The sequence below is a fragment of the Flavobacterium sp. MK4S-17 genome, assembly GCF_009848495.1.
In the GTDB taxonomy this organism is placed as follows: domain Bacteria; phylum Bacteroidota; class Bacteroidia; order Flavobacteriales; family Flavobacteriaceae; genus Flavobacterium.
In genome coordinates this window covers 19148-39212 of record NZ_WWEP01000001.1, presented here as the reverse complement: position 1 = coordinate 39212, position 20065 = coordinate 19148, and the positions used below count along the sequence as shown (strand labels likewise).

Annotated in this window: 25 protein-coding genes; 15 read left to right on the top strand and 10 right to left on the bottom strand. The window is 45.8% G+C overall.

Annotated elements, in window-relative coordinates; genetic code table 11:
- Positions 1 to 50: 50 nt before the first annotated feature.
- Complete coding sequence (locus GSF09_RS00220; protein ID WP_159798909.1) at positions 51 to 3797, bottom strand: YecA family protein; 3747 nt, start codon at positions 3795 to 3797, stop codon at positions 51 to 53.
- A 329-nt stretch (positions 3798 to 4126) separates the two neighbouring features.
- On the opposite strand from GSF09_RS00220, the gene GSF09_RS00215 reads away from it, so the two are divergent.
- The 11 genes from GSF09_RS00215 (at position 4127) to GSF09_RS00165 (ending at position 10932) form a co-directional block, all read left to right on the top strand.
- The gene (locus GSF09_RS00215) at positions 4127 to 4546 is read left to right on the top strand and encodes a single-stranded DNA-binding protein (RefSeq protein ID WP_159798908.1); all 420 of its coding nucleotides are present in this window, start codon (positions 4127 to 4129) and stop codon (positions 4544 to 4546) included.
- Between the two features lie 38 nt (positions 4547 to 4584).
- Positions 4585 to 5628: a DUF932 domain-containing protein gene (locus GSF09_RS00210; protein WP_159798907.1), complete on the top strand. Its 1044-nt coding sequence runs from the start codon at positions 4585 to 4587 to the stop codon at positions 5626 to 5628.
- A 46-nt stretch (positions 5629 to 5674) separates the two neighbouring features.
- Positions 5675 to 6073, top strand: coding sequence for a hypothetical protein (locus GSF09_RS00205; protein ID WP_159798906.1), 399 nt, complete (start codon positions 5675 to 5677; stop codon positions 6071 to 6073).
- Positions 6070 to 6255 carry a hypothetical protein gene (locus GSF09_RS00200; protein ID WP_159798905.1) on the top strand — a complete coding sequence of 62 codons (186 nt, stop codon included), beginning with the start codon at positions 6070 to 6072 and terminating at the stop codon, positions 6253 to 6255. The genes GSF09_RS00205 and GSF09_RS00200 overlap by 4 nt, the downstream gene beginning before the upstream one ends.
- 4 nt (positions 6256 to 6259) lie before the next feature.
- Entirely contained in the window at positions 6260 to 6895 is a 636-nt protein-coding gene (locus GSF09_RS00195) for a PRTRC system protein E (protein WP_159798904.1), read from the top strand.
- Positions 6840 to 7058 carry a PRTRC system protein C gene (locus GSF09_RS00190; RefSeq protein WP_159798903.1) on the top strand — a complete coding sequence of 73 codons (219 nt, stop codon included), beginning with the start codon at positions 6840 to 6842 and terminating at the stop codon, positions 7056 to 7058. The genes GSF09_RS00195 and GSF09_RS00190 overlap by 56 nt, the downstream gene beginning before the upstream one ends.
- 24 nt (positions 7059 to 7082) lie before the next feature.
- Positions 7083 to 7256, top strand: a complete 174-nt coding sequence (locus tag GSF09_RS00185) for a hypothetical protein (protein WP_159798902.1) — start codon at positions 7083 to 7085, stop codon at positions 7254 to 7256.
- A gap of 113 nt (positions 7257 to 7369) precedes the next feature.
- Positions 7370 to 8245: a hypothetical protein gene (locus GSF09_RS00180; RefSeq protein ID WP_159798901.1), complete on the top strand. Its 876-nt coding sequence runs from the start codon at positions 7370 to 7372 to the stop codon at positions 8243 to 8245.
- Positions 8232 to 8942 (top strand): PRTRC system protein B, encoded by a 711-nt coding sequence (locus tag GSF09_RS00175; protein WP_159798900.1) that lies wholly within the window; start codon positions 8232 to 8234, stop codon positions 8940 to 8942. The genes GSF09_RS00180 and GSF09_RS00175 overlap by 14 nt, the downstream gene beginning before the upstream one ends.
- On the top strand, positions 8939 to 9715 hold the full coding sequence (locus tag GSF09_RS00170; RefSeq protein ID WP_159798899.1) for a PRTRC system ThiF family protein: 777 nt from the start codon (positions 8939 to 8941) through the stop codon (positions 9713 to 9715). Before GSF09_RS00175 ends, GSF09_RS00170 begins: the two co-directional genes overlap by 4 nt.
- A 128-nt stretch (positions 9716 to 9843) precedes the next feature.
- Positions 9844 to 10932, top strand: coding sequence for a hypothetical protein (locus tag GSF09_RS00165; RefSeq protein WP_159798898.1), 1089 nt, complete (start codon positions 9844 to 9846; stop codon positions 10930 to 10932).
- A 106-nt stretch (positions 10933 to 11038) separates the two neighbouring features.
- Here the strand turns inward: GSF09_RS00165 and GSF09_RS00160 are convergent, their stop codons facing one another.
- Complete coding sequence (locus tag GSF09_RS00160) at positions 11039 to 11380, bottom strand: hypothetical protein (RefSeq protein WP_159798897.1); 342 nt, start codon at positions 11378 to 11380, stop codon at positions 11039 to 11041.
- A 264-nt stretch (positions 11381 to 11644) separates the two neighbouring features.
- Between GSF09_RS00160 and GSF09_RS00155 the strand changes: the two genes are divergently transcribed.
- A complete protein-coding gene (locus tag GSF09_RS00155; RefSeq protein ID WP_159798896.1) occupies positions 11645 to 12265 on the top strand; it encodes a porin family protein in 621 nt (206 codons plus the stop codon).
- A gap of 190 nt (positions 12266 to 12455) precedes the next feature.
- Here the strand turns inward: GSF09_RS00155 and GSF09_RS00150 are convergent, their stop codons facing one another.
- From GSF09_RS00150 to GSF09_RS00130, 6 genes are all read right to left on the bottom strand, one after another.
- On the bottom strand, positions 12456 to 13016 hold the full coding sequence (locus GSF09_RS00150; RefSeq protein ID WP_370515955.1) for a cupin-like domain-containing protein: 561 nt from the start codon (positions 13014 to 13016) through the stop codon (positions 12456 to 12458).
- Entirely contained in the window at positions 12991 to 13191 is a 201-nt protein-coding gene (locus GSF09_RS13815; protein WP_370515954.1) for a hypothetical protein, read from the bottom strand. The genes GSF09_RS00150 and GSF09_RS13815 overlap by 26 nt, the downstream gene beginning before the upstream one ends.
- Before the next feature lie 86 nt (positions 13192 to 13277).
- Positions 13278 to 13754, bottom strand: a complete 477-nt coding sequence (locus GSF09_RS00145) for a hypothetical protein (RefSeq protein ID WP_159798895.1) — start codon at positions 13752 to 13754, stop codon at positions 13278 to 13280.
- Between the two features lie 22 nt (positions 13755 to 13776).
- A complete protein-coding gene (locus tag GSF09_RS00140) occupies positions 13777 to 14934 on the bottom strand; it encodes a glycoside hydrolase 100 family protein (RefSeq protein WP_159798894.1) in 1158 nt (385 codons plus the stop codon).
- Between the two features lie 7 nt (positions 14935 to 14941).
- A complete protein-coding gene (locus GSF09_RS00135) occupies positions 14942 to 16051 on the bottom strand; it encodes a glycosyltransferase family 4 protein (RefSeq protein WP_236564824.1) in 1110 nt (369 codons plus the stop codon).
- 29 nt (positions 16052 to 16080) lie between these two features.
- A complete protein-coding gene (locus tag GSF09_RS00130; protein ID WP_159798892.1) occupies positions 16081 to 16713 on the bottom strand; it encodes a PIG-L deacetylase family protein in 633 nt (210 codons plus the stop codon).
- 246 nt (positions 16714 to 16959) lie between these two features.
- On the opposite strand from GSF09_RS00130, the gene GSF09_RS00125 reads away from it, so the two are divergent.
- On the top strand, positions 16960 to 17241 hold the full coding sequence (locus GSF09_RS00125) for a hypothetical protein (RefSeq protein ID WP_159798891.1): 282 nt from the start codon (positions 16960 to 16962) through the stop codon (positions 17239 to 17241).
- A gap of 132 nt (positions 17242 to 17373) precedes the next feature.
- On the opposite strand, the gene GSF09_RS00120 is transcribed toward GSF09_RS00125, so the two are convergent.
- Both GSF09_RS00120 and GSF09_RS00115 read right to left on the bottom strand, forming a co-directional pair.
- Positions 17374 to 17556, bottom strand: a complete 183-nt coding sequence (locus tag GSF09_RS00120; RefSeq protein ID WP_159798890.1) for a hypothetical protein — start codon at positions 17554 to 17556, stop codon at positions 17374 to 17376.
- A 15-nt stretch (positions 17557 to 17571) separates the two neighbouring features.
- Positions 17572 to 17829 (bottom strand): hypothetical protein, encoded by a 258-nt coding sequence (locus GSF09_RS00115; protein WP_159798889.1) that lies wholly within the window; start codon positions 17827 to 17829, stop codon positions 17572 to 17574.
- A gap of 160 nt (positions 17830 to 17989) precedes the next feature.
- Here GSF09_RS00115 and GSF09_RS00110 point away from each other — a divergent pair, with 160 nt between their 5' ends.
- Both GSF09_RS00110 and GSF09_RS00105 read left to right on the top strand, forming a co-directional pair.
- The gene (locus tag GSF09_RS00110; RefSeq protein ID WP_159798888.1) at positions 17990 to 19219 is read left to right on the top strand and encodes a sodium:proton antiporter; all 1230 of its coding nucleotides are present in this window, start codon (positions 17990 to 17992) and stop codon (positions 19217 to 19219) included.
- Between the two features lie 184 nt (positions 19220 to 19403).
- The gene (locus GSF09_RS00105) at positions 19404 to 19568 is read left to right on the top strand and encodes a hypothetical protein (RefSeq protein ID WP_159798887.1); all 165 of its coding nucleotides are present in this window, start codon (positions 19404 to 19406) and stop codon (positions 19566 to 19568) included.
- The last annotated feature ends 497 nt before the right edge of the window (positions 19569 to 20065 follow it).

Here is a 20065-nt window from a genome sequence, read left to right as displayed (position 1 = left end):
TATATATAACCAGCCCAATAGGGCTGGTTTTTTTATGCAATGGCCTAAAATCAGTTAAGCAAAATCGAAATACCCATACGCCTTAGGTCAGGAAATGCAATAATTGGCATCGGCAGGGAATCGGCCTTGATATATGCGGTCGGAATCACCTGAGAAGATATCATTAATGACTTCACCACAATATCCTCATCAGTTTTGAATAGCCTTTGCAACTGATTAATGTTATCTTGAAGCCACACATCTCTGTCAATATGCTTATCAACCATTCCCCTTCCCCCATTTCTGCCAAGATATCTATCCATCTCCGTTTTCATTTCATGTATATTTTTAGCCTGCGTTGTATTTTTACATTCCAGGCTAAATACCGTCCGGGACGGCTTATGCATCGCTAACACGTCAACATCCCCATAAACCTTTTGAGCATTGAGTGGTCCGCCAGGCCTGATGGCAACCTCATAGTCAATAACTTCAAATCCGGGCTGCTCTTTAAGCCAGTCGCGGACTGCGTTGCGAAAATCAGTTCCCCTTTCTTCCGTATAGCTGCCAATCAACTTTTTGATCTCTGTTCCGCCATTGTTCAGCCTGCCTCCACGCAACAGGTAATAAAGTTGGTGCCTCGCCGCTGTCGCCCCACGAAATCCCCACATAAGGTTAGTTTTACCGTCATGGGCCGGTATACTTACCATAAATCTTCGTGTCAGGCTGAATTCACGGTTATATTTCCACGGAAAAACTTCGTTATTAGTATAGCCTTCAGGCGCCTTCAAATAAGATTCACGGGGAAATAGCTGTAACTTCTCCAACCCATTGCGTACCTGCTGTTCTGGAATACTGGCCTCATTTACAACGCGTTTTATAAACACTTCTTCATCTATTATAATAACCGAATCTTCTGCATCTATGCAAAATTTAACCGCCATGTGGAACATATGGATAAGATTCGTCCAGCTAATTCCCCAATCTTCCAGAAAAGCATCATCATGTGACTTGACTATAGCTGCAATCTCTTCAGATATTTCTTCCTCCTCTTCCTGATAAATTTCAAAACGATCGGAGAAACTCTCGAGCTTCGTATCAACGTCCGCTTTAATGTTTGCCTGCGCAAAAGGCACCATCTTGTCTGAGAAAAGTTCTGAAGTAAATCCGATGCGTCCGGAGGGCAACATTCCTACTTCAGGGTCGTCCATATCAAAGTGCACGGCATCGCTCATCATACCGAAATTAGTTATTTCATGCATAATGGCTAAGAGCCTGTCCACATCATCGAGTGATGGATCCAAATGACCCTGTGCAGGCTGGGCGGCCAAATACTCAATAAGGTTCCGCAACGCTACTGATGTCCGTACCTGTTTGTGCTCATTTTCCGCAATTTCATCCAGTTTTGCCTCCATCCCACCAAAGCACAGCAGCTGAGCAGGGATGATGGTCTTCTCATATTCCCTCTTCCGCACAATCGATTCATGCAGATTCATAAGCACTCTTAAGAGTGCAACATGATCAAATTGACTTACTTCAGCTGCTAACATAGATAACAGTACCATTGTAGCCGTATTGAATAATCGCCTTTTATCTTCTTTTGAAGCAATTTTATCAGGTATTTCGATTTCTGCACTAATCAATAGCGGAAGTTCATCCATTAGCATTTCGAGTTCGGCATCAGACATAAGAAATGGTTTCACAAGCCACCTCATATCGATCATCATGTCAGTTTGGCTATCGGATACTAATATCATTTTTGCCTGGCCCAGCGGCATATATGTATCAATCATTTCGGTAATGTAATCAGATGCCAGCCCCTCACAACCGATTAAATTGAGCCCCTCCAGGAAATTCCTGACCATATGCCGTTCTCCTTCATTAACTGGCCCCGCAAATGAACGTAATGATGTTAAGGGTACATTGAGCACCAGCACTTCATCTGCAAGATGCATATCATAATGCTCGAAAACCTGCGGCGCCAGTACACCCGACGGCGCATCCTGGAAAAGCTCATTATCCAAGACTAACTCGACTGTAAGGGGGCTATCTAGCACAGGATTGATTATGTCTGCTAACGAAGGCATCATTTTGCTAAGCCAAAATGACAGCGCATTGGTGTAGAGTCGCACAGTACTGGCCATTTTATTGTTTTTGACCTGCCGGTTCACCATCCAGATCGGATACCGGTAACCTTCCAGACCCTCTATAAAATAACCTGCTGGCCGAGCCGGCTTATAAATCGGGGCAAAATCGCCACAAGAGACCACCGGGTAAAAATGGATTTCCCCACCTTCTGAAAAAGGTGCAGCATGAAAATTTTCCTTAAGTTTTGCAGCCCTGATGAGTTCGCTCCCTTCCCCCGGAACAATAGTTAAAAAATCTGGTGCCGCGTCATCTGAAAAATAAAAGCTTGAACTCTTACGCTTATACATGCTGTACAATTCGACGATGCCTGACATCGTCCTTGACCTTTCTATAAATCTGGCAAATGCCTTGGCAAATTTCCAAAGGCTGTGCTGGTCCCAATCCTCTCCCTTGTACAAGAGCAGGAAATCATGCACAGGAAACGCAAGCTTATACTCCCTGTCTTTAGGGCTATCAATTCCACCAAAATGCATCCTGCCGCAAGAATCAAATAGCTGCATTACTAGAAACTGGCAATCCCTCAGGTCCTCACGCGATTTAAGCTCGTCAAGGACCGATTTCATATGCTTTGATAATCCTTTGGGTCTATGTTCGGTTCCGGGGTTTTCAAAGATATCCGGGATCAATAGTGGAGTATCAAGCACTACGTAAGCAAGGCGATTATTATCGAAATGGAAAATAGCTTCCATTGGCGCATTATCTCCGGGATAAGGCGGAATGTCGATATCAGTCAAGCGCCACCCCATTTCATTGCAGGCAAAAAGTACCTGATTCCAGAGTTCCTTTCTATATCCCATCATCAATACTTCCTGGCATCCGTATTCTGCAGCCATCCTCAGTATGTACTCATTAAGGGTGTTGAGCTGATTAGAGACCAACAGATAATAAAAACTATTTTGATATGCTATGATAGGATAGTATAAGATAGGCGCAAAGGTCGGATCACCATTAGAAAGGTCTTGCCTATCCGTTGTAAGTATAAAGTCGTTTATCGCCCTTGGATCAATACCCAATAGCGCACAGAGGTCTTTGAAAGCTTCAATTGTAAGGGAATAATCAGGGGGATCGGATTGAACTGAAATATAACCATCTGAATCTTTCTTCTCAAGATTTCCGGTGATTCCCCCCAGTTCCGCAATATGGTCAGCAAAATTCAATAAGAGAGTGATGCCCTGATAAACCCTTGCCCTGAATACTTCGGGAAGCTCCAAGGGAGTATTAAAAATTATATGGGTCAGGACACGGAATATTTCACCTGGGTGGGATGCTATACCCGGGAAGACCACATGATTCCCGTAATAAAAGGAGGCATTTTCAGTAAACAGGTTCTCAGCAGGGTCTTCCATGTGATTGTTCGGAAATTCAGATTTGAGAAGCTTTTGAAAACCGTCAGTCTGTATAGGTCTTCCCGGTCCTAAATGTTGAATCGCGAGAGCTATTATTTCCTCAATCCGTACATTTTTCCCATGATTCTGTGGAAGGAGCTGCAGAGCTGTAATTGCATTCAGTAAACCATGGGAGTCGTGCTCCTCTGCGAATTTTTCGAAAGCCGATACACTTACCTGCCTTCTATGTTTAGGCATATCCGGCAATCTGTCTATATTATGACATTTCTTATTCTTCTTTCCTGATCCGCAAGGGCAAGGGTCGTTCCTGCCAATTTTATCTGCCATAGTTATCTATTTTCCAGAAAGCAATTTAGCAAGACAATACTGCATTTGCAATACGTAAAAATACCTGCTTTAAACAACTTCAGGTTCAGACGTTACATTTCCAAGGCGAAAACGGCCAAAAAGGGCAGCTAAGCTAGTGGGCGGCGTGCGCTGCATGCGCATAATGGCCCCGCTCACCGCGTGCCCACCCTCCGGGACTTATAGCACTCCGCGCCCTTACCGCCCGCTTTGGGCTGGCTTTCTTTTTTTCCGTTTTTCTTTTGAAAAAATGTTATGCGGGATTTGGGGAAGCATATTGAAAATAGTGTCAAACTAAAAACATTTCGATTATGGACATTACAGGACGGGTGACAGCGGATGCGCAGGTGCGCAGCGTGTCAGAAGGCAGGCAGGTGGTGAATTTCTCTGTGGCGGTCAATGACAGCTACAAGGCAAAGAACGGGGAGCGGGTTACGCAGACCGAATTTTTTGACTGTTCCTACTGGATAGGCACAGCCGTAGCGCAGTACCTCACCAAAGGGACTATTGTGGAACTCTCGGGGCGGGTGAGCACACGGGCATGGGTGGACAGCGAAGGCAACGCCAGGGCGGGGCTGAATTTCAACACCTGGAAAATTATCCTGCACGGTGGTGGGGCTACAGCAGAGAAGCCGCAGGCGGAAAGGCACCCGAAGGCGGAGCCTGTGGCGGCAGAAGTTACAGGCAGGCAGGTACAGCCCAACGGGCAGGAAGATGACCTTCCCTTCTGAACAGCGAACATCGTGTTTAACTTTTAAATTAAATTATCATGGCACATAACCTGAATTTCAACGAACTGACTGGAAAATACTCTTTTTTCAGCTTAAAGGAAAAAGCATGGCACGCCCTTGGGCAAACCGTGCAGGAGTACCCGACAAGCCGTGAGGCGATTGCTTTTGCGGGGCTTGACTATGAGGTGGTAAAAGCGCCCCTCTTTGCTAAAGGCACAGAGCCTGCTATTGACTTTGCCGTACCTGACCAGTACGCCACCATGCGCACCGATACCAATGCCATTTTTGGCGTGGTGGGCAAGGATTACCAAATCGTGCAGAACGCCGATGCTTTCGCCTTCTTTGATGCCATTGTGGGCGGCGGGGACGGTATCTTATACGAGACCGCAGGGGCTATCGGGCAAGGGGAGCGCATTTTCATTACTGCCAAGCTGCCCGGGTATATCCGCGTGGGCAGCGGGGACGATGTAACCGAGAAGTACATCTTCCTGACCACCTCTCACGATGGTTCAGGAAGCATTACGGCAGCCTTTACCCCTATCCGCATCGTTTGCCAAAATACCCTTAACGCAGCCCTGCGCAATATGTCGCACGTGGTGCGCATCAGGCACACGGCAAATGCAAAACAGCGGTTGGAGGATGCCCACAGGGTGATGGGGCTTGCCGATAACCTGTCGGTACAGTTGGAGGGCATCTTCAACGACTGGGCTAAAGTGCGTATTGAGGATGCACAGGCCAAAAAGCTGATACAGTTGGCACTCTGCCCGAACAACGAAACCCTTGCTCTTCTGAAAAAAGGTGCGGACGAGGAGCTTTCGAGCGTATTCAAAAATGCGTGTGATGCGGCTTTCGGCTATGCGATGGCAAGCGACACGCAGCAGATGGAGACCACCAAAGGGACAGTCTTCGGGGCGTACAACGCCGTGACAGGCTACTACCAGAATGTGCGCAATTTTAAATCCGATGAGGACAAGCTCAAAAGCATCTACCTCGGCGGTACGGCGCAGGCAAGGGCGCAAAAGGCCTTTGACCTCTGCACCGATTTTGTAAAAGGCGGGGCGGCTGCCCTGCACCTGAACTGATGTATAACCGCAGCCCCGCCGTGCGGGGCTGCACAAACTTATCGCTATGAAACCACTCCAAAGCATGAACAACGTGGACAAGGGCAAGCTGCTCGCCACGCTTTTCCCTGAACAGGTTCAGGGCATACTCGACAGCCTTACGGCGGCGCACTCCTTTTTGAACGAAAACGAAGAGACCCTGCGCAGTACGTGGGAGAATACCCTGCTGCCCTTGGACTTTTGGCTGCAGCTTGCCGAGCAGGCACGGGAGATTATAAACCACTACGGGCAGAAGCTAGCCAAAAGCACAAGCCTGTTTTCCGACCAGTTATTTGACGGGTACATCGCCATCTTTACCATTGACTGCATCGTAAAGCACGCTGCAAGCGTGCCGCCCCTGCCCGAGAACAGCCGCTACAGGCTTGCCGTACAGCTATTGTTCAACCATTATACCGCATCCCCATGAGCCGCCTTGCCCAAACCACAGAAAAGGCTGCCATTGCGGTAATTCAAAAAGTACTGCCCTGCTTCGGGCAGTTGGGCAGCCTCGGGATGAGCGCACAAGATGCTTTTGATGCACGACAAGCGGAGAACCTTTTACGGGGGATTGTGGAGAGCAGCCCCCACTTTGAAGAACCTAAAAATTAGAATTATGGCAATTACGAATTTTTTCAGCCAGGTCGCAGCCCTTGGGTTTGAGGGCTGCCTGAACCTGACCCTGCGCAGGGATGGCGAGCAGCTGACCGTTTCGGTGCTGTTGCAGAACGATGCCTGCGGCGATGCCGCAAAGGCGCACATCCCGCCGCTGATATTGAAAGGGACACCGCAGGAACTCGGCGAGGGCTTTTTCCCCAACATTGCAGCCCCTGTACTGGCGACCTCGCAACTGCTGACCAACATGGAGCAGTACCTCAAAGGGCAGGAAGAAGCCAAGAAAAACTCCGCAATGGAGAAGAAGAAAACCGAGAAAGCTGACAAGCCTGCCCCCGAGGTAAGCCCCAAGGAAAAGAAATTCCTCGAGGCGATGAAGCAGGTGGATGCTTTGGAAGCCGAGGGAAAATACAAGGAAGCATGGTGCAAAGTGCCGCAGCCGACCGAGTACCCTGACAAGGCGGAACAGTTGCGCAAGCGCAGGGACAGCCTTAAGGCGCAGTTCGCCCCCGACCTGTTCGGGGCAGCGCAGCCTGCCGAGGAGCAAGAGGAAGTAAATACAGAACCTAATACCGAAGATTATGCTGATAGCCAGTCAAATGCCGAGGATATTCCTGATGCGGGAGAAAGGGAATGACATCACCCTTACCGACCCCGATGCGAAATGGAGCGTAGATGCCGTGCTGCAATTCTATGCCAATACCTACCCCATACTGACCACTGCCAAGATAAGCGGCCCTGTCATCAGCGATGATAAAGTGCAGTACCGATTTGAGAGCATGATGGGTACAAAAGGATAATCATAAACCTAATAGTTATGGACTATGCGATTAAACATAAACGGGCAGCTTCGGCTGCCCACAAACAAAAGGCAAAAGGGGCTCCACCAAAACGCAGGGCAATTCCTGCTGAACCTCAGCCGCAGGAAGGATGCCGCCGAGGTGCAGCGGGACAGGCTGCAATCCGCCCCGCAGGGGCTACTGCCTATGGTTTTCTAAAGGTGCGCTTCCTGCCCCACCTTACAGGGCTGCCTGTCACAGTACCGCCAAGGGATGAGGAAGATTTTTACCGCTCCTTTACGCTGCTGTGCAGCCATTACGGCATAACTCCTATGGAGACCCGCTCCCTCGGCTATCCCTACAGCAAGGCTCTAGCCTTATGGGAAGCCCGTAAGCTGCTTCGGGCAAGGCAGGAGGACGTGCAAGTAGCAGAATACAGGGATGCTGCGGGAAGCCTTATACTGCAATCTAAAGAAACCTATAACACGGGCAACACGCTTTACTACATTCCTGTCGTGCCGCTGCATCGGCTGCTGCAAGACCGCAGGACAAAACGGGCGGCACAGCTGCTGCTCGCTACCTGTGCTTACCTCTACCAAGTGGCGGGCATCCCCTACTATACCGATGAGGGCAGCTACCTCTGTTGGCAATACGATATGATACGGGAATGGGTTGAGAATGACCGAACAGATTGGGAAGCAGAAAGCTATAATAGCAACCGTTCGCAGCTGAACGCTGCGGAGCATATCGGCAACGTGATGCAGCGCAGGCTGTCCAGCCCGTGCCACCTCAACCGCTTTGCCGAGTTGGTGGAGCAGTTTGTACCGCTTAACCGCTTTGGGTGTGAGTGCCTTTCCATTGCAGAAAAGGCTTTAAGGCTATGGCGGGATCACCCGCAGGGGCATGTGTACCGACATGCTGATACCGAAGTGCTGCACGGGGATGATGATGATTATAACGAGGACTGCATCACAATGGACAAGTACATCGGCTTTTGCGCCGAGACCGAGGGGTGGCTCTACCATACCCTGTCCGAATGCGTGAACAACGAGTTCAACGAGTGCCGCGACATACAAGAGCCTGTGCTGACCCGCACTTTTGACGGGCGCGCGCAGGAGGCGGACAGCCTTGACTTTGAGTGCAGGCTCTTTTCCCTGATGGATGATTTATGCTATTTACTAAATACTACCGACAATGAAAACTCCTGATACAGCACCGACCCTCTACCACCCTGCTGCCGCTATTGTGGTATTCAAGCCTGAGGACAGCGATACTGACCTGTATCTTGAGCATTACGATATGGACGAAAGCGGCTGCCCTGTCAACCCCCGCCCCTTATCGGTAAAGGAAGCACAGGGGCTTTCCAAAGCACTTGATACAAGGAAGGCAGCTGCAAAGGCATTTCTCAAGCCGAAAGGGCTGCTGCCTTCCAATGTGCTGCACATCAACCCCACCGAGAACGGCAGCGTGGTATGGTACACCAAGCCGCAGGCACGCAGGCTGTATTTCACCGAAAGCCTCAATTTCGCACCGCAGGAACTCCCCCTTCCCGCCCTAGTGTGGGCTGCGGATAAAAAGAGGCTGTTCGTCTTTGCCCTTGCTGGCAAAGGAAAGCCCCGCCTGAACACGCCTTTGTATAGTGCGCCGCTTTTTAACCTGTACCGCAACGGCAATGTTTGCATGGGTTCGGTGGATGTGCGCATCAGTCCCTCGGCATCCTTGGAAGAATTTATGACTGTGTGGGAAGGCTATTTCTTCGGGAGCTATTTCAGCCACCTGATTGACGGGCATAACCCTGTAAAGGGCAACCTTATCAGCCTTTACCAAAGCCTTGCGGGGACAGGCACTTTTCCTGTGCAGGAACTTATACCTACTACTAAACAATTAAAACATCTACTCCAATGAAACCAAAAGCCCATTTTATAGCCCCCGAACTGTTGAACCCGACCAATCCCATTGAGGTCTGCCTTATCGGGGCAGGCGGCACAGGCTCACAGGTGCTGGCCGCACTCGCACGGATGAGCCACAGCCTGCAAGCCCTCGGGCATGCGGGGTTTCAGGTGAGTGTGTGGGATGATGATATAATTACCGAAGCCAATCGGGGCAGGCAGCTGTTTGCCGAATGCGAGGTAGGATTATCAAAAGCCGTTACGCTCATCACCCGTTGCAATCGCTTTTTCGGCACAGGGTGGAAAGCGGTCAATAAGAAATTCGGCAGCCCGTCAGGGCAGGCAAAGGCTGCTATTTACATATCCTGCGTGGACACGGCAGCCGCGCGTTTTGAAATAGCAGAAGTGCTTAAAGAAGCGGCAGGCGGCAGCCTTTATGCCAATGCACCGAGGTACTGGATGGATTTCGGGAACGGGAAAGACAGCGGGCAGGCTATCCTTTCCACTATAGGAAAAGTAAAGCAGCCAAAGTCGGAGAAGTTTGAGACTGTGGAAAGCCTGCCGTTTGTGACCGAGGAATTTGGGGAATTGCTGCGGCAGTCGGACAGTGATGACTTGCCAAGCTGCTCGATCGCTGAAGCACTCGAAAAACAGGATTTGTTCATTAATTCGGCATTGGCACAGACAGGCTGCTCGCTGCTGTGGCAGCTGTTCCGAAACGGGTTTACCATAGGCAGGGGCTGTTTTTTAAACCTTGCTGAGTTCAGGGCTGTGCCGCTGCCGTTGTAGCGGCGGCGCGCCGCACGAAACCTTTTCGGGGGTTCGTGCGGCGCAGGATGCTGCAACCTTACCCTGATTTATCACTCCTTGCAATTGTAGTAATTACCTATCTTGCAGTATGCTTAACCTTTATAACAATGGAAAAAGTTATACTTACCCGTGAGGAATTCCATAAGCTGATATGGAGTACGCCCCTGAGCCAGCTGGCAAAAACATACGCGATATCGGATAACGGCCTTCGCAAGATGTGCAAAAAATACAAAGTCCCCATCCCTTTTAACGGGTATTGGCAGAAACTGAAATATAACAAGCCGGTAAAGCCTGAGAAGCTGCCGGCTTTTATTATGGAAAAGTATGCGATTGAACTGCCCCTGCGGGGGGTGGATAATCCGTTTAATGCAGATGTGTCGCCTGAAACCCTCCTGGTACGGCAAATTAAGGGCGACCCTAAAGCACCGCTTACTGTTCCGGAAGAACTGGACAAGCCGCATTTCCTCATTAAGGAAACAAAGCGACATTGGGCTGCGGTCAAAAAGCACAAAGCGGACTACAGCTTTAAAAATCCCTTTTCCTGCCTTAGCATCTACGTTGAAAAGGACACGCAGCCGCGTGCCCTGCGGCTCTTTGATTCGCTCATTAAGCTGCTGGAATACCGGGGCCACAATGTCATTGTAAGGCAGGCAGCGACCTATGCCGTTATTGGTAGTATTGAACTGAACCTGACACTTCGTGAATCGGGCAACCGGGTCTATAACAACGATGGTCCATGGCGGACATCAGAAATTGTTCCCAATGGACGCCTGCACCTTAAGACCGGCAGGCACTCCTGGGACAAGCAATGGCTCGAAAATAAAAACGGACTGGAAAGCATGCTGGCAAAGATCGTCGCGCGTTTAGAGATCGATGCGGAAAAGGAAGCCAAATGGCTGGAAGATTGCCGCCTCTCTGCAATAAGAAGAGCAGAGGAGGAAAAAGTGCGTCAGGAAGCGGAAGCCCGCCGCAGGGAAGAACAGCAAAAAACCGATACTCTGCTAAAACAGGCGGAGCTTTTTTCCAGGGCACAGATGATACGGGCATTTGTACATGAAGTGAAGCGAAAAGCAATTGAAGCTGGCGAAATGCCTGAACAGACACAGCAGTGGATTGCTTGGGCTGAACGTAAAGCCAATGGGTGTGATCCCACCGTCGATAGCCCTAATGGCTTGCCTGGTGATCCGACTGTTTAATAAAAAAGTATAGCAGGCAGTGGTGATACACTGCCTGCACTTATCCCCGCGGGTCTCCCAGCCGCATGAGGGCAGCAATATGCGAGGCATCTTAAATGCCTCGATGCTACGTTACGCGCAAAGCAATGGGGCAATCAAGGGCTATAATGTGTCCTGCAATATCTGCTTTCAGGGATATTAAAGTGGTAAGCAGCGGGCCTTTTATGGAAAACGACTCCCTGTTTGCGAGCACAGCGGCCAGGCACCAGCCCAATGAACACACAATCTTCTCGTCAAGCGACCGTATGGCCTCCAGCAGGAATATGTCAATTTCAAACCTACTATGCATGTAAGCTCTAAAATCCTCTGCAATTTCTATTCCTTCCTTTAGAAGTTGAGCATCATTATACTTCGATAAACCATTATAAAAATCTATAATGCCTGCTTGTGTAAGGGGATATTTTTTCATACTAACGCATTAAGTGCTGCCAAAATAGCAATAACACTGGTTTATCCAGTTGCAAAAAACGTTCTAAAAATTGTTAAAAACGTTCTAAAGACTAATATGACTCACGTTTACATAATGTGAGTAACATATGAAGCTGAATTAGTTTGTTGCGAAAGGCATTTCTATTTGCGAAAAAGTGTTGGTTAATCTTATACCAATTGTGACAGAATTGGCATGAGCTCTGTAGTAAGGGGTTAGCTTTGCTTAATTAAACAAATAAAAAAGATGAAAAAAAGTAAACTAGTTGTGTTAGCAGCAGTCCTGTTGAGCATAACCTGGACGGCCAGTGCTCAGGACAATGGCAGCAACACACAATCCATGGCAGTAAGCTTTGGATTGAAGGGTGGTGCGAACCTGTCAACAATCAATGGCGGCATTGAGAGCCCGGAATCACGGGTCAGCTTTCACGCTGGTGTACTGGCAGAGTTCCCTATTGCGGAGATTTTTTCCATACAAGCCGAAGCATTATATTCAGGCCAGGGGGCTGAATTCGAATACGAAGGCAGTGATGGCGATAAAGCTGAACTGCAACTCGATTATATTAACGTACCTGTTCTGGCTAAGTTTTATCTATTTAAAGGCTTCAGCCTGGAGGCTGGGCCGCAATTCAGTTTTCTGCTTAATGATGAAATTGATAGCAACCCAAACTCAAATACTGGTGACGCGCCAACTCCTTTCAGGAAAGACCTGAAGACTTTTGAGTTTGGCGTAGCAGGTGGACTGACTTTCCAGACAGATCTGGGACTTTTTGCCACAGCGAGGTACATACAGGGCGTCTCGGATATCGCTGACAACATGAATGTGCAAAATGCTGTTTTCCAGATAGGCATGGGGTATAAATTTTAAATGTTTCGACAAATAGGGACGCTAGTAGTAAAATTCCTGCGTTTTCAGCTTTGACTGTATAATGCAGACAACTCGATAAATTGCAGGAAATGCGTGTACAATAAGCGGAAGTGGCACCGTGCAAAAATTAGTTAAAGCTTTATTCCATAATAATTCCCACAAAGTGCCTGCCTCCTACAGCTGCCTTTAATTAGGCTCTTTCTCCAGCGCCTTCCCTGAATAAATATTCATTAGTCCTCTTTACGGATTCCCTATCCTTATAGTCTAACCATTGTTGCCCCATGTGCCTTCGCATCCAGTTATCATAGTGCCGGATTAGCGTTACGTTAGCCAGTCCGCGAAACAGATTTTTAGGCCTTCCGGCTAATGAACGCAGGCTCAGAGAAAATCCGGGTGTAAGGTATTTCATATAGTGCCACCAGCCTTCTGGCATATATAGCATTTCTCCATGTTCCAGATGGGTTATGTAGGGCTTGACCTTTTTAAGAGCGGGGAATTTTTCATAATCCGGGTTATCAAAATCAATACTTTCATTACATAACCACGAATAAGGTAAACGATACATGTACTTACTCTCTTTCGGATCGACCAGAATGCACTGCTTGCGCCCTGCAAAATGAATATGGAAAATATTGGGGAAATCAATATCATAGTGCATGAAAACTTTTGCATCTTCCCCTCCGAAGAAAACCAGGGGCAGGCTCTTCAGAAGTCTTGGCCCGAGATCAGGCCACTGCATATCGGATTTCATAAGAGGCACGTGCTACTTCACGCAGGAATTGAAAATTCCATTTTGTATATGCGTGCCAGTCATCAATCTGGTTTGTAATCACTACAGGTTTCTGAGGCCTGTAATAACACTCCATAAATTCCTTTTTAGTCAGTTTATCCACCCTTTCTATAGAAATAAGTTCTTCAAATGCCATGTTATAAAAATAAGATTCAACAAATTTAATTTGCATTATAATGCCTTAAAATTCAACTGTACCCGAAAAGTTCCGGTGGAGTTGCCTTAAAATGATTTAAGCTTGATAAAAAAACCATCAACGTTCGCATTGAAATAAAAAGGGACATTGACTATTTTTCCATCGTCCTGACGCTTTGCCACAAATAAAATAAAAGTTTTACTGAGCTCATCGTAATACTTTTGCACTATTATGCGATAGAGCCGCATCTTAACCGGGTTTATGCTCCCAAAAACAACAAAAACATCTGGATAATGTTGGCTGAACAGCAAAAGTGACCGCGCTACGGTACCTACCAGTTTATCTATATCGCCATTATCGCTAGCTGTCTGGTCATCAACTGTGAACACATCTTCATTTCCATCAATATACAGTACATCGGCAAGCCCTAAATTATATACTTTCGGATTCAAAGTTGGCATATATCTGATGATTTTTCGAATTTGTCCCTTGCTACCCGTGCTGACAAAGTGAAAAACAGTTAAATCCTCGCTTGGAAAAAGTGTATACGTGTTTAAGTTCATTGGTCATACCAATAAATAGGAATTAAAAATCATTAAAAAACACCACCCTTTCTTCCGCTACGCACTTGGCAGCATACAAATACAAAGAAGCTGACCAGGTTTGCCAATCCTGCCCCTTGGCTTCTGCAGTTTGCGCTTTATACCATTCGTTAAAGCCATACTCAAGATCCGGATTGTCTGACACTTTTATAAGCCGTGTCAGTTCAAAAAGTTTCTCCTCAGCAAGGCGGTTCTTTCCGGCAGCTACAAGCGCAGCAATGTGAAGGGCAGAAATAAAGGGCCATATCCCTCCGTTATGGTACTCTCCGGGCCGGTTATATTGTGAGTATCTCGGCAGCCAATCTTTATCTCCCGGCAGAATAAAAGGGAACAAATTGGGAGGCAATGGTACGGCCAGCTCATTTTTCGCCTTCATTTGCAGACACTCGCCCTCTATCCAATCCAGCATACTTTCCGCCATATCGGGTGACGCCAGGCCCGAAATAATAGCTAAACTGTTACCCAGAAGGTCAAAACGGTCGCTTTTATACTCTTTGTAGGCCCAGAGCGCATAGTAAGGCTTTTGTGGTACCGGTGCCCCGGTATTGTGTTGCGGATTGGTACCATTGGTAATGGTAAAGGCCTGCATCGCAATCTTTAGCTGGAAGGCACGCTCAGGATAACCCAGCATCGACAGATAGGCATATGACAATACATTCACATAGAGCCCATAACCTAACACCCACTGCTCGTCCCGCCAGTCGCTGGTGGGCTGTTGTGAAATAAGATAATCGTCAGAAGGGCTCTGATATTCCATCCATGTCAGGGCTTTTTGCACAGCTTCCTCCAAAAATTCAGTTTTGCCCGTACATCTCCTATAAATAGCAACAGCAAGTAAAAATAAAGGTGTAGTATCGCTTGCCCCCCGGTTCAAAGGGTCGTGCACAAAAGAGGGGATATGCCCCCTGAGTGACTGATTGCCTGCAAGAACCGTTAACGTTTTTTCTATAGAACCAATTAAATAGCGGTTGCCCGAGGCTGCCATTCCCAACACCGAAAACATCAAGTCCCGTGTATAAGGTTCCGGATATCCCCAGGCTGCGGTTCTGGGAAGGCCCATGAACGGCCCGTTCATGTTATTCAGTAGGACTTGTAATGCTGCCGCTTTTGCTTTCTCAACTTCGTTACATGTTAGATCCATAATTGTATCAATATATTCCAAACTTATGGTTTAGAATCTTCAAAAATTGGGCGGCCACTACACGGTAATCAAAGTGATTCAGGACACGTTCCCGCCCAGCAGTTCCCATTTTATCCCGCAGTGCCGCATCATTCATGAGCAGCTTTAAGCCGTTTTGAATATCGTTTACATTAGCCCTGTAGTCAACAGTCCGTGGTTCGTCAAAAGCTACTACGCTATTGGCCTCATAGCCCGATTCGGCGCCCAGAATTACTTCGTTCACCACTATCCTTTTGGCTATCCCCGCCAGATAGGCTGTTTTTCCGTGGCGCAGGGTATCAAGCATACCCATAGCATTAATGCCAATAACAGGCTTGCCGCATGCGCCGGCCTCCACCTGTGGCATGCCATAGCCTTCCAGACGGGAGGGCGCGGCATAAATATCGCATGCTGCTATCAGGTAAGGCGTAAATGCCCTGGATACTATCCCGGTATGAAATGACACCCGGTCTCCGATTCCTAATTCCTGCGCGTAGTTCATATCCCAATCACTCTGTAGCATTGTTCTGGGCTGTGGCCAGACTTTGCAAACGTATTTCCAAGGCGGTAGTTCATCTTTAATAGCTGCGAGCGCTTCCATTACTTCCCTCGCCCCTTTTGAAGCGGCATCTCCTCCTATGGTGAGGATCAACAATTCGTGCGCATCCGCCTTAAGCGCCTGCCGAATGGCAAGTATCTTAATATCCTCTTTGGATTGGGGCCTGAAAGTATCTGTATCACAGCCGACAGGTAGTACCAGGATGTTACCACTGCTGATCCCATCCCTTACGTACATTTCTTTGACCCAATGGGAAGTAACCAAAAGTAATGGCAGCTTGTTAAGCACGCTTTGATAATTGGCTATGTATCCGTCAGCTACAAGCCACGGGACACAGACCATCCCGAATTTTTGCGGATGCAGTACGAGTTGGGGGACATGTCCCCAATACCCTATGCCGACCACTATATCCGGTTTAAACCATCTGTAATACCATTCTTTTTCAATATCCGACTCTGAATTTACGGCATGCACATCTACTCCTAAGGCCAAAAGCCCTCTATAGAGCAGGTCTCCCTGTGTCGAAAGACCACCGGGCACCGATGGATAATCATATAATGCAAGGATTTTCATATTTTGTAGATGTTATTGAGCCACCTCATGGCCGCCCTGCTGTTTGTAAATCTGGTAAACGCCTCTGCTTTTGGAGTGACCCTCGCCTCCCAGCTTGAAGGGCTGAATCCATAAGTTTCCGTTATAAGGCGGTATTTCTGATGCCATAGCTGTGCCGGTAGTTCAACATAAATGTCGGCCGTTGTTACGGCTTTGGGCAAATAAGATCCGCCTCCATCCTCATAAGCGAATAACAATAACTCCCTGCATGATAATGCTCCTTCAAACCAAAGCAATATTATTGCCCTGCCAATCTCCTCATGCCGTATATGCCGGGTATATTCGCCTTCAGGACTGTGTGTTATAATTACATCATAATGGTTATTGGGCAAAAGCTCCAATATAAGTTGTTTTATTTCTCTATAGTCAATAGGCAGCTGGCCAGGGCCATCATCAAGATTTCCAATATTTCCTGCGGCGTGTAAAACCTCAAGTGACTTATGGAATTTAGGCGCACGGTCAGTGTCATATTTCCTGCACAAGCTTATAATATAACATCTCCAGGCAGGACTACTGAGCAGGAAACCACCTGCCCATAACACTTCATCATCGGGATGCGCCACAATAACAGCAACATTTTTATGTGGCATATCCTGTAGTTTTCTGTGAAGGTACTCTATTATGTGTTAAGGAATTGGTAAACAGTAATAATCTGATAAACAATAAATTATTATTAAGAAAAGCCTTTAGTATCCATTCCAATAGCGTACCTTTGGAAATCTGACTTTTATTAGATAGTTTCTACTTTCAGAAGAAATATAAAAAGTAACTACCGGGAGATAACATACTCTCATTAGAAATTTGTTTTACTGAGTTTTAATCTAAAACAATTTACCATGAAGTTATTTTTATTATCCATGTCAGCAATAGGGACGGTTGGCACAATTTATTGTATTGCGTTTAAACTTTCAGATATTAATTACTTTCATGACTGGATCATGTTATCCATGCTTGTAATATTATTAAGTATGTCTGTTATTGGGATAGCACTTAACTATAAATTTTTACACGTAAAGCGTATTCCGTTTCACCAGGCAATTGCAGGTAGTCGTCCAAAAATTTCATTGCCTTTGCCTACAGGTATATTTTCGTCCGCTATTACCCCACCCATAAATTAATGAAAATTTTTGTAGCAGTTGTCATACCTGAAATTAGGATTCTATAATGGATTTTAACGCCGCTAAATACTAAGATTCTTCAGTTATAGCTGCGTTCAACGCTCGTACATTTACAATACGGCTTGCTGATAATCAGTAAGGCGAAGCGTTAGCTATCAACACCTTTACTTTTTCAAGCGATAATTGCGTAATAATTTCCCTATTGTTTAAATGTATAGTAGCTACTTTGTTGCTATCTTCTGAAACACTGACAATAAAATCGATGTTTATACTGTGCGTAAGATTGCTGTCTTTTATGTCGATAAACTTGCTCATGGTACATAGATTTAATTAATTTGTTCGTGTTACATTCCACAGCGGTGCCACTAAGACAAATTCTTCGTCTGTAAACTCCCTGATGGTACACGACGTTTTTTTATCGATATAATCCCCATCTGTAAAACATTGTTCAATCCGTATTGAATGTGACTTAATTTCTTTCAATATACCCTGTATACATTCAGTAATATCGGCGCTGTCTGTAAATACCTGTATTCTGTTTATAATTATCGGCTTTCCCAATAGCTTTGTTAATTTTCGTAAGTCCATAATCCTGATTATTTAGAGCATTACTTAATTATAATGCTATGTCCGTCAATGATAGGCATTCATTCAAAGCAAAGCTGTTAAATTGCTCACAACCTTTTATCTATTGTGAACTTATTGGCAATTTCAAGAGAGATAGTAGCTAACTTTATGAATTTATAATATGGATATATTAACGCTGCTTACGGTACTGGTAATCATTAGTGCCGGGTTTTCTTATTTCAACCAACGCTTTCTGAAACTGCCTGGCACCATAGGTGTTGTGACCATTTCGGTAATTGTTTCGGTTTTAATAATATTTCTGGGTAAAGCAAATATTGCGACCGCAGAGAAAGTCAGGGAGATATCCTCAGGGATAAATTTTTCCAAGGTACTGCTGGATATTATGCTGGGCTTCCTCCTTTTTGCAAGTGCATTGCATTTTGATTATAAAAAGCTCAAAGAGCAGCGATGGCCTGTATTTCTCTTAAGTACGATCGGTGTGCTGCTTTCAACAACAATTTTCGGTACACTCCTGTTCTTTGCCGTAAGGATTATCAATTTTCCCCTCCCATTTGTATACTGCTGTATTTTCGGCGCATTAATTTCACCTACAGACCCGATTGCCGTAAGCTCAATATTAAAACATTCCCAAATTCCTCCAAAACTAAGCGTTATTATTTCAGGCGAATCGCTTTTTAATGATGCCGTTGGGTTACTATTATTTGTGACCCTCTTAGAAATTGCGCAACAACCAGAAGCGTCCCTTACTATATCCCATGTAGCAGGAATACTGTTAAAAGAAGTTTTTGGCGGTATAGTAATTGGGCTCATTGGCGGTTTTACGGGTTTTAGACTCATTAAGTCGATCAAGGACTTTCAGACTATACTTTTAATCTCCCTCGCTTTGGTCCTGGGCATTGCATTGGTTGGCAGTTACTATAAAGTATCGGTTCCCCTTGCAGCTGTAACGGCAGGTTTAATTATCGGCAATAAAAGCTTTAATAAAGACTCTGTTTCCGATAACTTTCTGCTGCAAATCTGGAAACTTATTGATGAGGTGCTGAATACTATCCTGTTCGCGATGATAGGCCTACAACTTGTAGCAATGCCTTTTTTACGGGAATACTGGCTACTGGGATTTGTTGGGATCATAATCCTGCTGGTAGCGAGGATGGCCAGTGTATCATTGCCAACCTTGTTTGTTTTGGGTAAAGTAAGGTTGAGCAACCTTTTCACTTTAACCTGGGCAGGCCTTCGCGGAGGTATTTCCATAGCAATGGCGCTATCGTTACCTGCCTCACCATTTAGGGAAAGTATACTTTCCTGCTGTTATTTTATTGTGCTATTCTCCATAATTGGACAAGGCCTTACTATTAATTGGGTTGTTAAGCGAATGAATAACGTTAAATAAAAATACTGATGTAATTATAGCCATTTATTATTGTACCTTAACGTACTAATTGAAAACCGCTATGAATAAATCTGACAAAAAAATCCAGTTGAGGAAGATGATAACAGAATTTTTTTTAGCTACCGAACCGGGTCTTTTGACAAAGCTTCGTAATAAAATATATAACGAGATTTGCCAACTACCTATGTCATCAAGCGACAAGAATAGTCTCGAAGAGGAAATGTATCTTTGGAATTACAATAGTGATCAGTATATTGAAAATATTAAGAATAGTTCGTACAAGAATACTACAGCTGCTGACTTTGATAAAATGCTGCAAAAAGTTGATATATCTTTGCTAAGTAACTAATCGGTTAAGACAGTACAATCTGCTACCAAATTATAATCTATGGCAAAATCGTGGCAATATTATTTAACGATTTTGCATTTGCAGTAATGACGCGGGTTTCAGCCACTAGGTTCGAATCCTGCTCTACTGTTCCTTGACAGGAGAAACTTTTCGCGTCTTCAAAAAGTAACATTATCAATACAAAGTGTTTCTGAAAACTTTATCTTTGTAAAATAATCAGCCCCAAAGTTCTATTCTTCCTGTATCATAAAACAAAGCGGTTTTATTTGTATTGTTTTGCAATTTTTGCTAAAACTTTGTACCCTATTTGTACCTCGCCTGATGTAAAGCCTTGAAATTACTGGAAAGTTAATTTCTGTATCGGAAAGTAAATCAAGTCAACAACAGGAAACAATAAGAAACATTTCAACATTAAAACCTTTGTAAACTCACGACTTCCGTGAGTTTATATTTTCCGTTTGTTTCCTTTTGTATGGATATTAATTCAAAAGTTGTAT

Excerpts from the sequence above, each read along its gene's own strand:
- GSF09_RS00220 (WP_159798909.1), bottom strand. The coding sequence starts at position 3,797 with ATGGCAGATAAAATTGGCAGGAACGACCCTTGCCCTTGCGGATCAGGA.
- GSF09_RS00215 (WP_159798908.1), top strand. The coding sequence starts at position 4,127 with ATGGACATTACAGGACGGGTGACAGCGGATGCGCAGGTGCGCAGCGTG.
- GSF09_RS00210 (WP_159798907.1), top strand. The coding sequence starts at position 4,585 with ATGGCACATAACCTGAATTTCAACGAACTGACTGGAAAATACTCTTTT.
- GSF09_RS00205 (WP_159798906.1), top strand. The coding sequence starts at position 5,675 with ATGAAACCACTCCAAAGCATGAACAACGTGGACAAGGGCAAGCTGCTC.
- GSF09_RS00200 (WP_159798905.1), top strand. The coding sequence starts at position 6,070 with ATGAGCCGCCTTGCCCAAACCACAGAAAAGGCTGCCATTGCGGTAATT.
- GSF09_RS00195 (WP_159798904.1), top strand. The coding sequence starts at position 6,260 with ATGGCAATTACGAATTTTTTCAGCCAGGTCGCAGCCCTTGGGTTTGAG.
- GSF09_RS00190 (WP_159798903.1), top strand. The coding sequence starts at position 6,840 with ATGCTGATAGCCAGTCAAATGCCGAGGATATTCCTGATGCGGGAGAAA.
- GSF09_RS00185 (WP_159798902.1), top strand. The coding sequence starts at position 7,083 with ATGCGATTAAACATAAACGGGCAGCTTCGGCTGCCCACAAACAAAAGG.
- GSF09_RS00180 (WP_159798901.1), top strand. The coding sequence starts at position 7,370 with ATGGAGACCCGCTCCCTCGGCTATCCCTACAGCAAGGCTCTAGCCTTA.
- GSF09_RS00175 (WP_159798900.1), top strand. The coding sequence starts at position 8,232 with ATGAAAACTCCTGATACAGCACCGACCCTCTACCACCCTGCTGCCGCT.
- GSF09_RS00170 (WP_159798899.1), top strand. The coding sequence starts at position 8,939 with ATGAAACCAAAAGCCCATTTTATAGCCCCCGAACTGTTGAACCCGACC.
- GSF09_RS00165 (WP_159798898.1), top strand. The coding sequence starts at position 9,844 with ATGGAAAAAGTTATACTTACCCGTGAGGAATTCCATAAGCTGATATGG.
- GSF09_RS00160 (WP_159798897.1), bottom strand. The coding sequence starts at position 11,380 with ATGAAAAAATATCCCCTTACACAAGCAGGCATTATAGATTTTTATAAT.
- GSF09_RS00155 (WP_159798896.1), top strand. The coding sequence starts at position 11,645 with ATGAAAAAAAGTAAACTAGTTGTGTTAGCAGCAGTCCTGTTGAGCATA.
- GSF09_RS00150 (WP_370515955.1), bottom strand. The coding sequence starts at position 13,016 with ATGAAATCCGATATGCAGTGGCCTGATCTCGGGCCAAGACTTCTGAAG.
- GSF09_RS13815 (WP_370515954.1), bottom strand. The coding sequence starts at position 13,191 with ATGGCATTTGAAGAACTTATTTCTATAGAAAGGGTGGATAAACTGACT.
- GSF09_RS00145 (WP_159798895.1), bottom strand. The coding sequence starts at position 13,754 with ATGAACTTAAACACGTATACACTTTTTCCAAGCGAGGATTTAACTGTT.
- GSF09_RS00140 (WP_159798894.1), bottom strand. The coding sequence starts at position 14,934 with ATGGATCTAACATGTAACGAAGTTGAGAAAGCAAAAGCGGCAGCATTA.
- GSF09_RS00130 (WP_159798892.1), bottom strand. The coding sequence starts at position 16,713 with ATGCCACATAAAAATGTTGCTGTTATTGTGGCGCATCCCGATGATGAA.
- GSF09_RS00125 (WP_159798891.1), top strand. The coding sequence starts at position 16,960 with ATGAAGTTATTTTTATTATCCATGTCAGCAATAGGGACGGTTGGCACA.
- GSF09_RS00120 (WP_159798890.1), bottom strand. The coding sequence starts at position 17,556 with ATGAGCAAGTTTATCGACATAAAAGACAGCAATCTTACGCACAGTATA.
- GSF09_RS00115 (WP_159798889.1), bottom strand. The coding sequence starts at position 17,829 with ATGGACTTACGAAAATTAACAAAGCTATTGGGAAAGCCGATAATTATA.
- GSF09_RS00110 (WP_159798888.1), top strand. The coding sequence starts at position 17,990 with ATGGATATATTAACGCTGCTTACGGTACTGGTAATCATTAGTGCCGGG.
- GSF09_RS00105 (WP_159798887.1), top strand. The coding sequence starts at position 19,404 with ATGTCATCAAGCGACAAGAATAGTCTCGAAGAGGAAATGTATCTTTGG.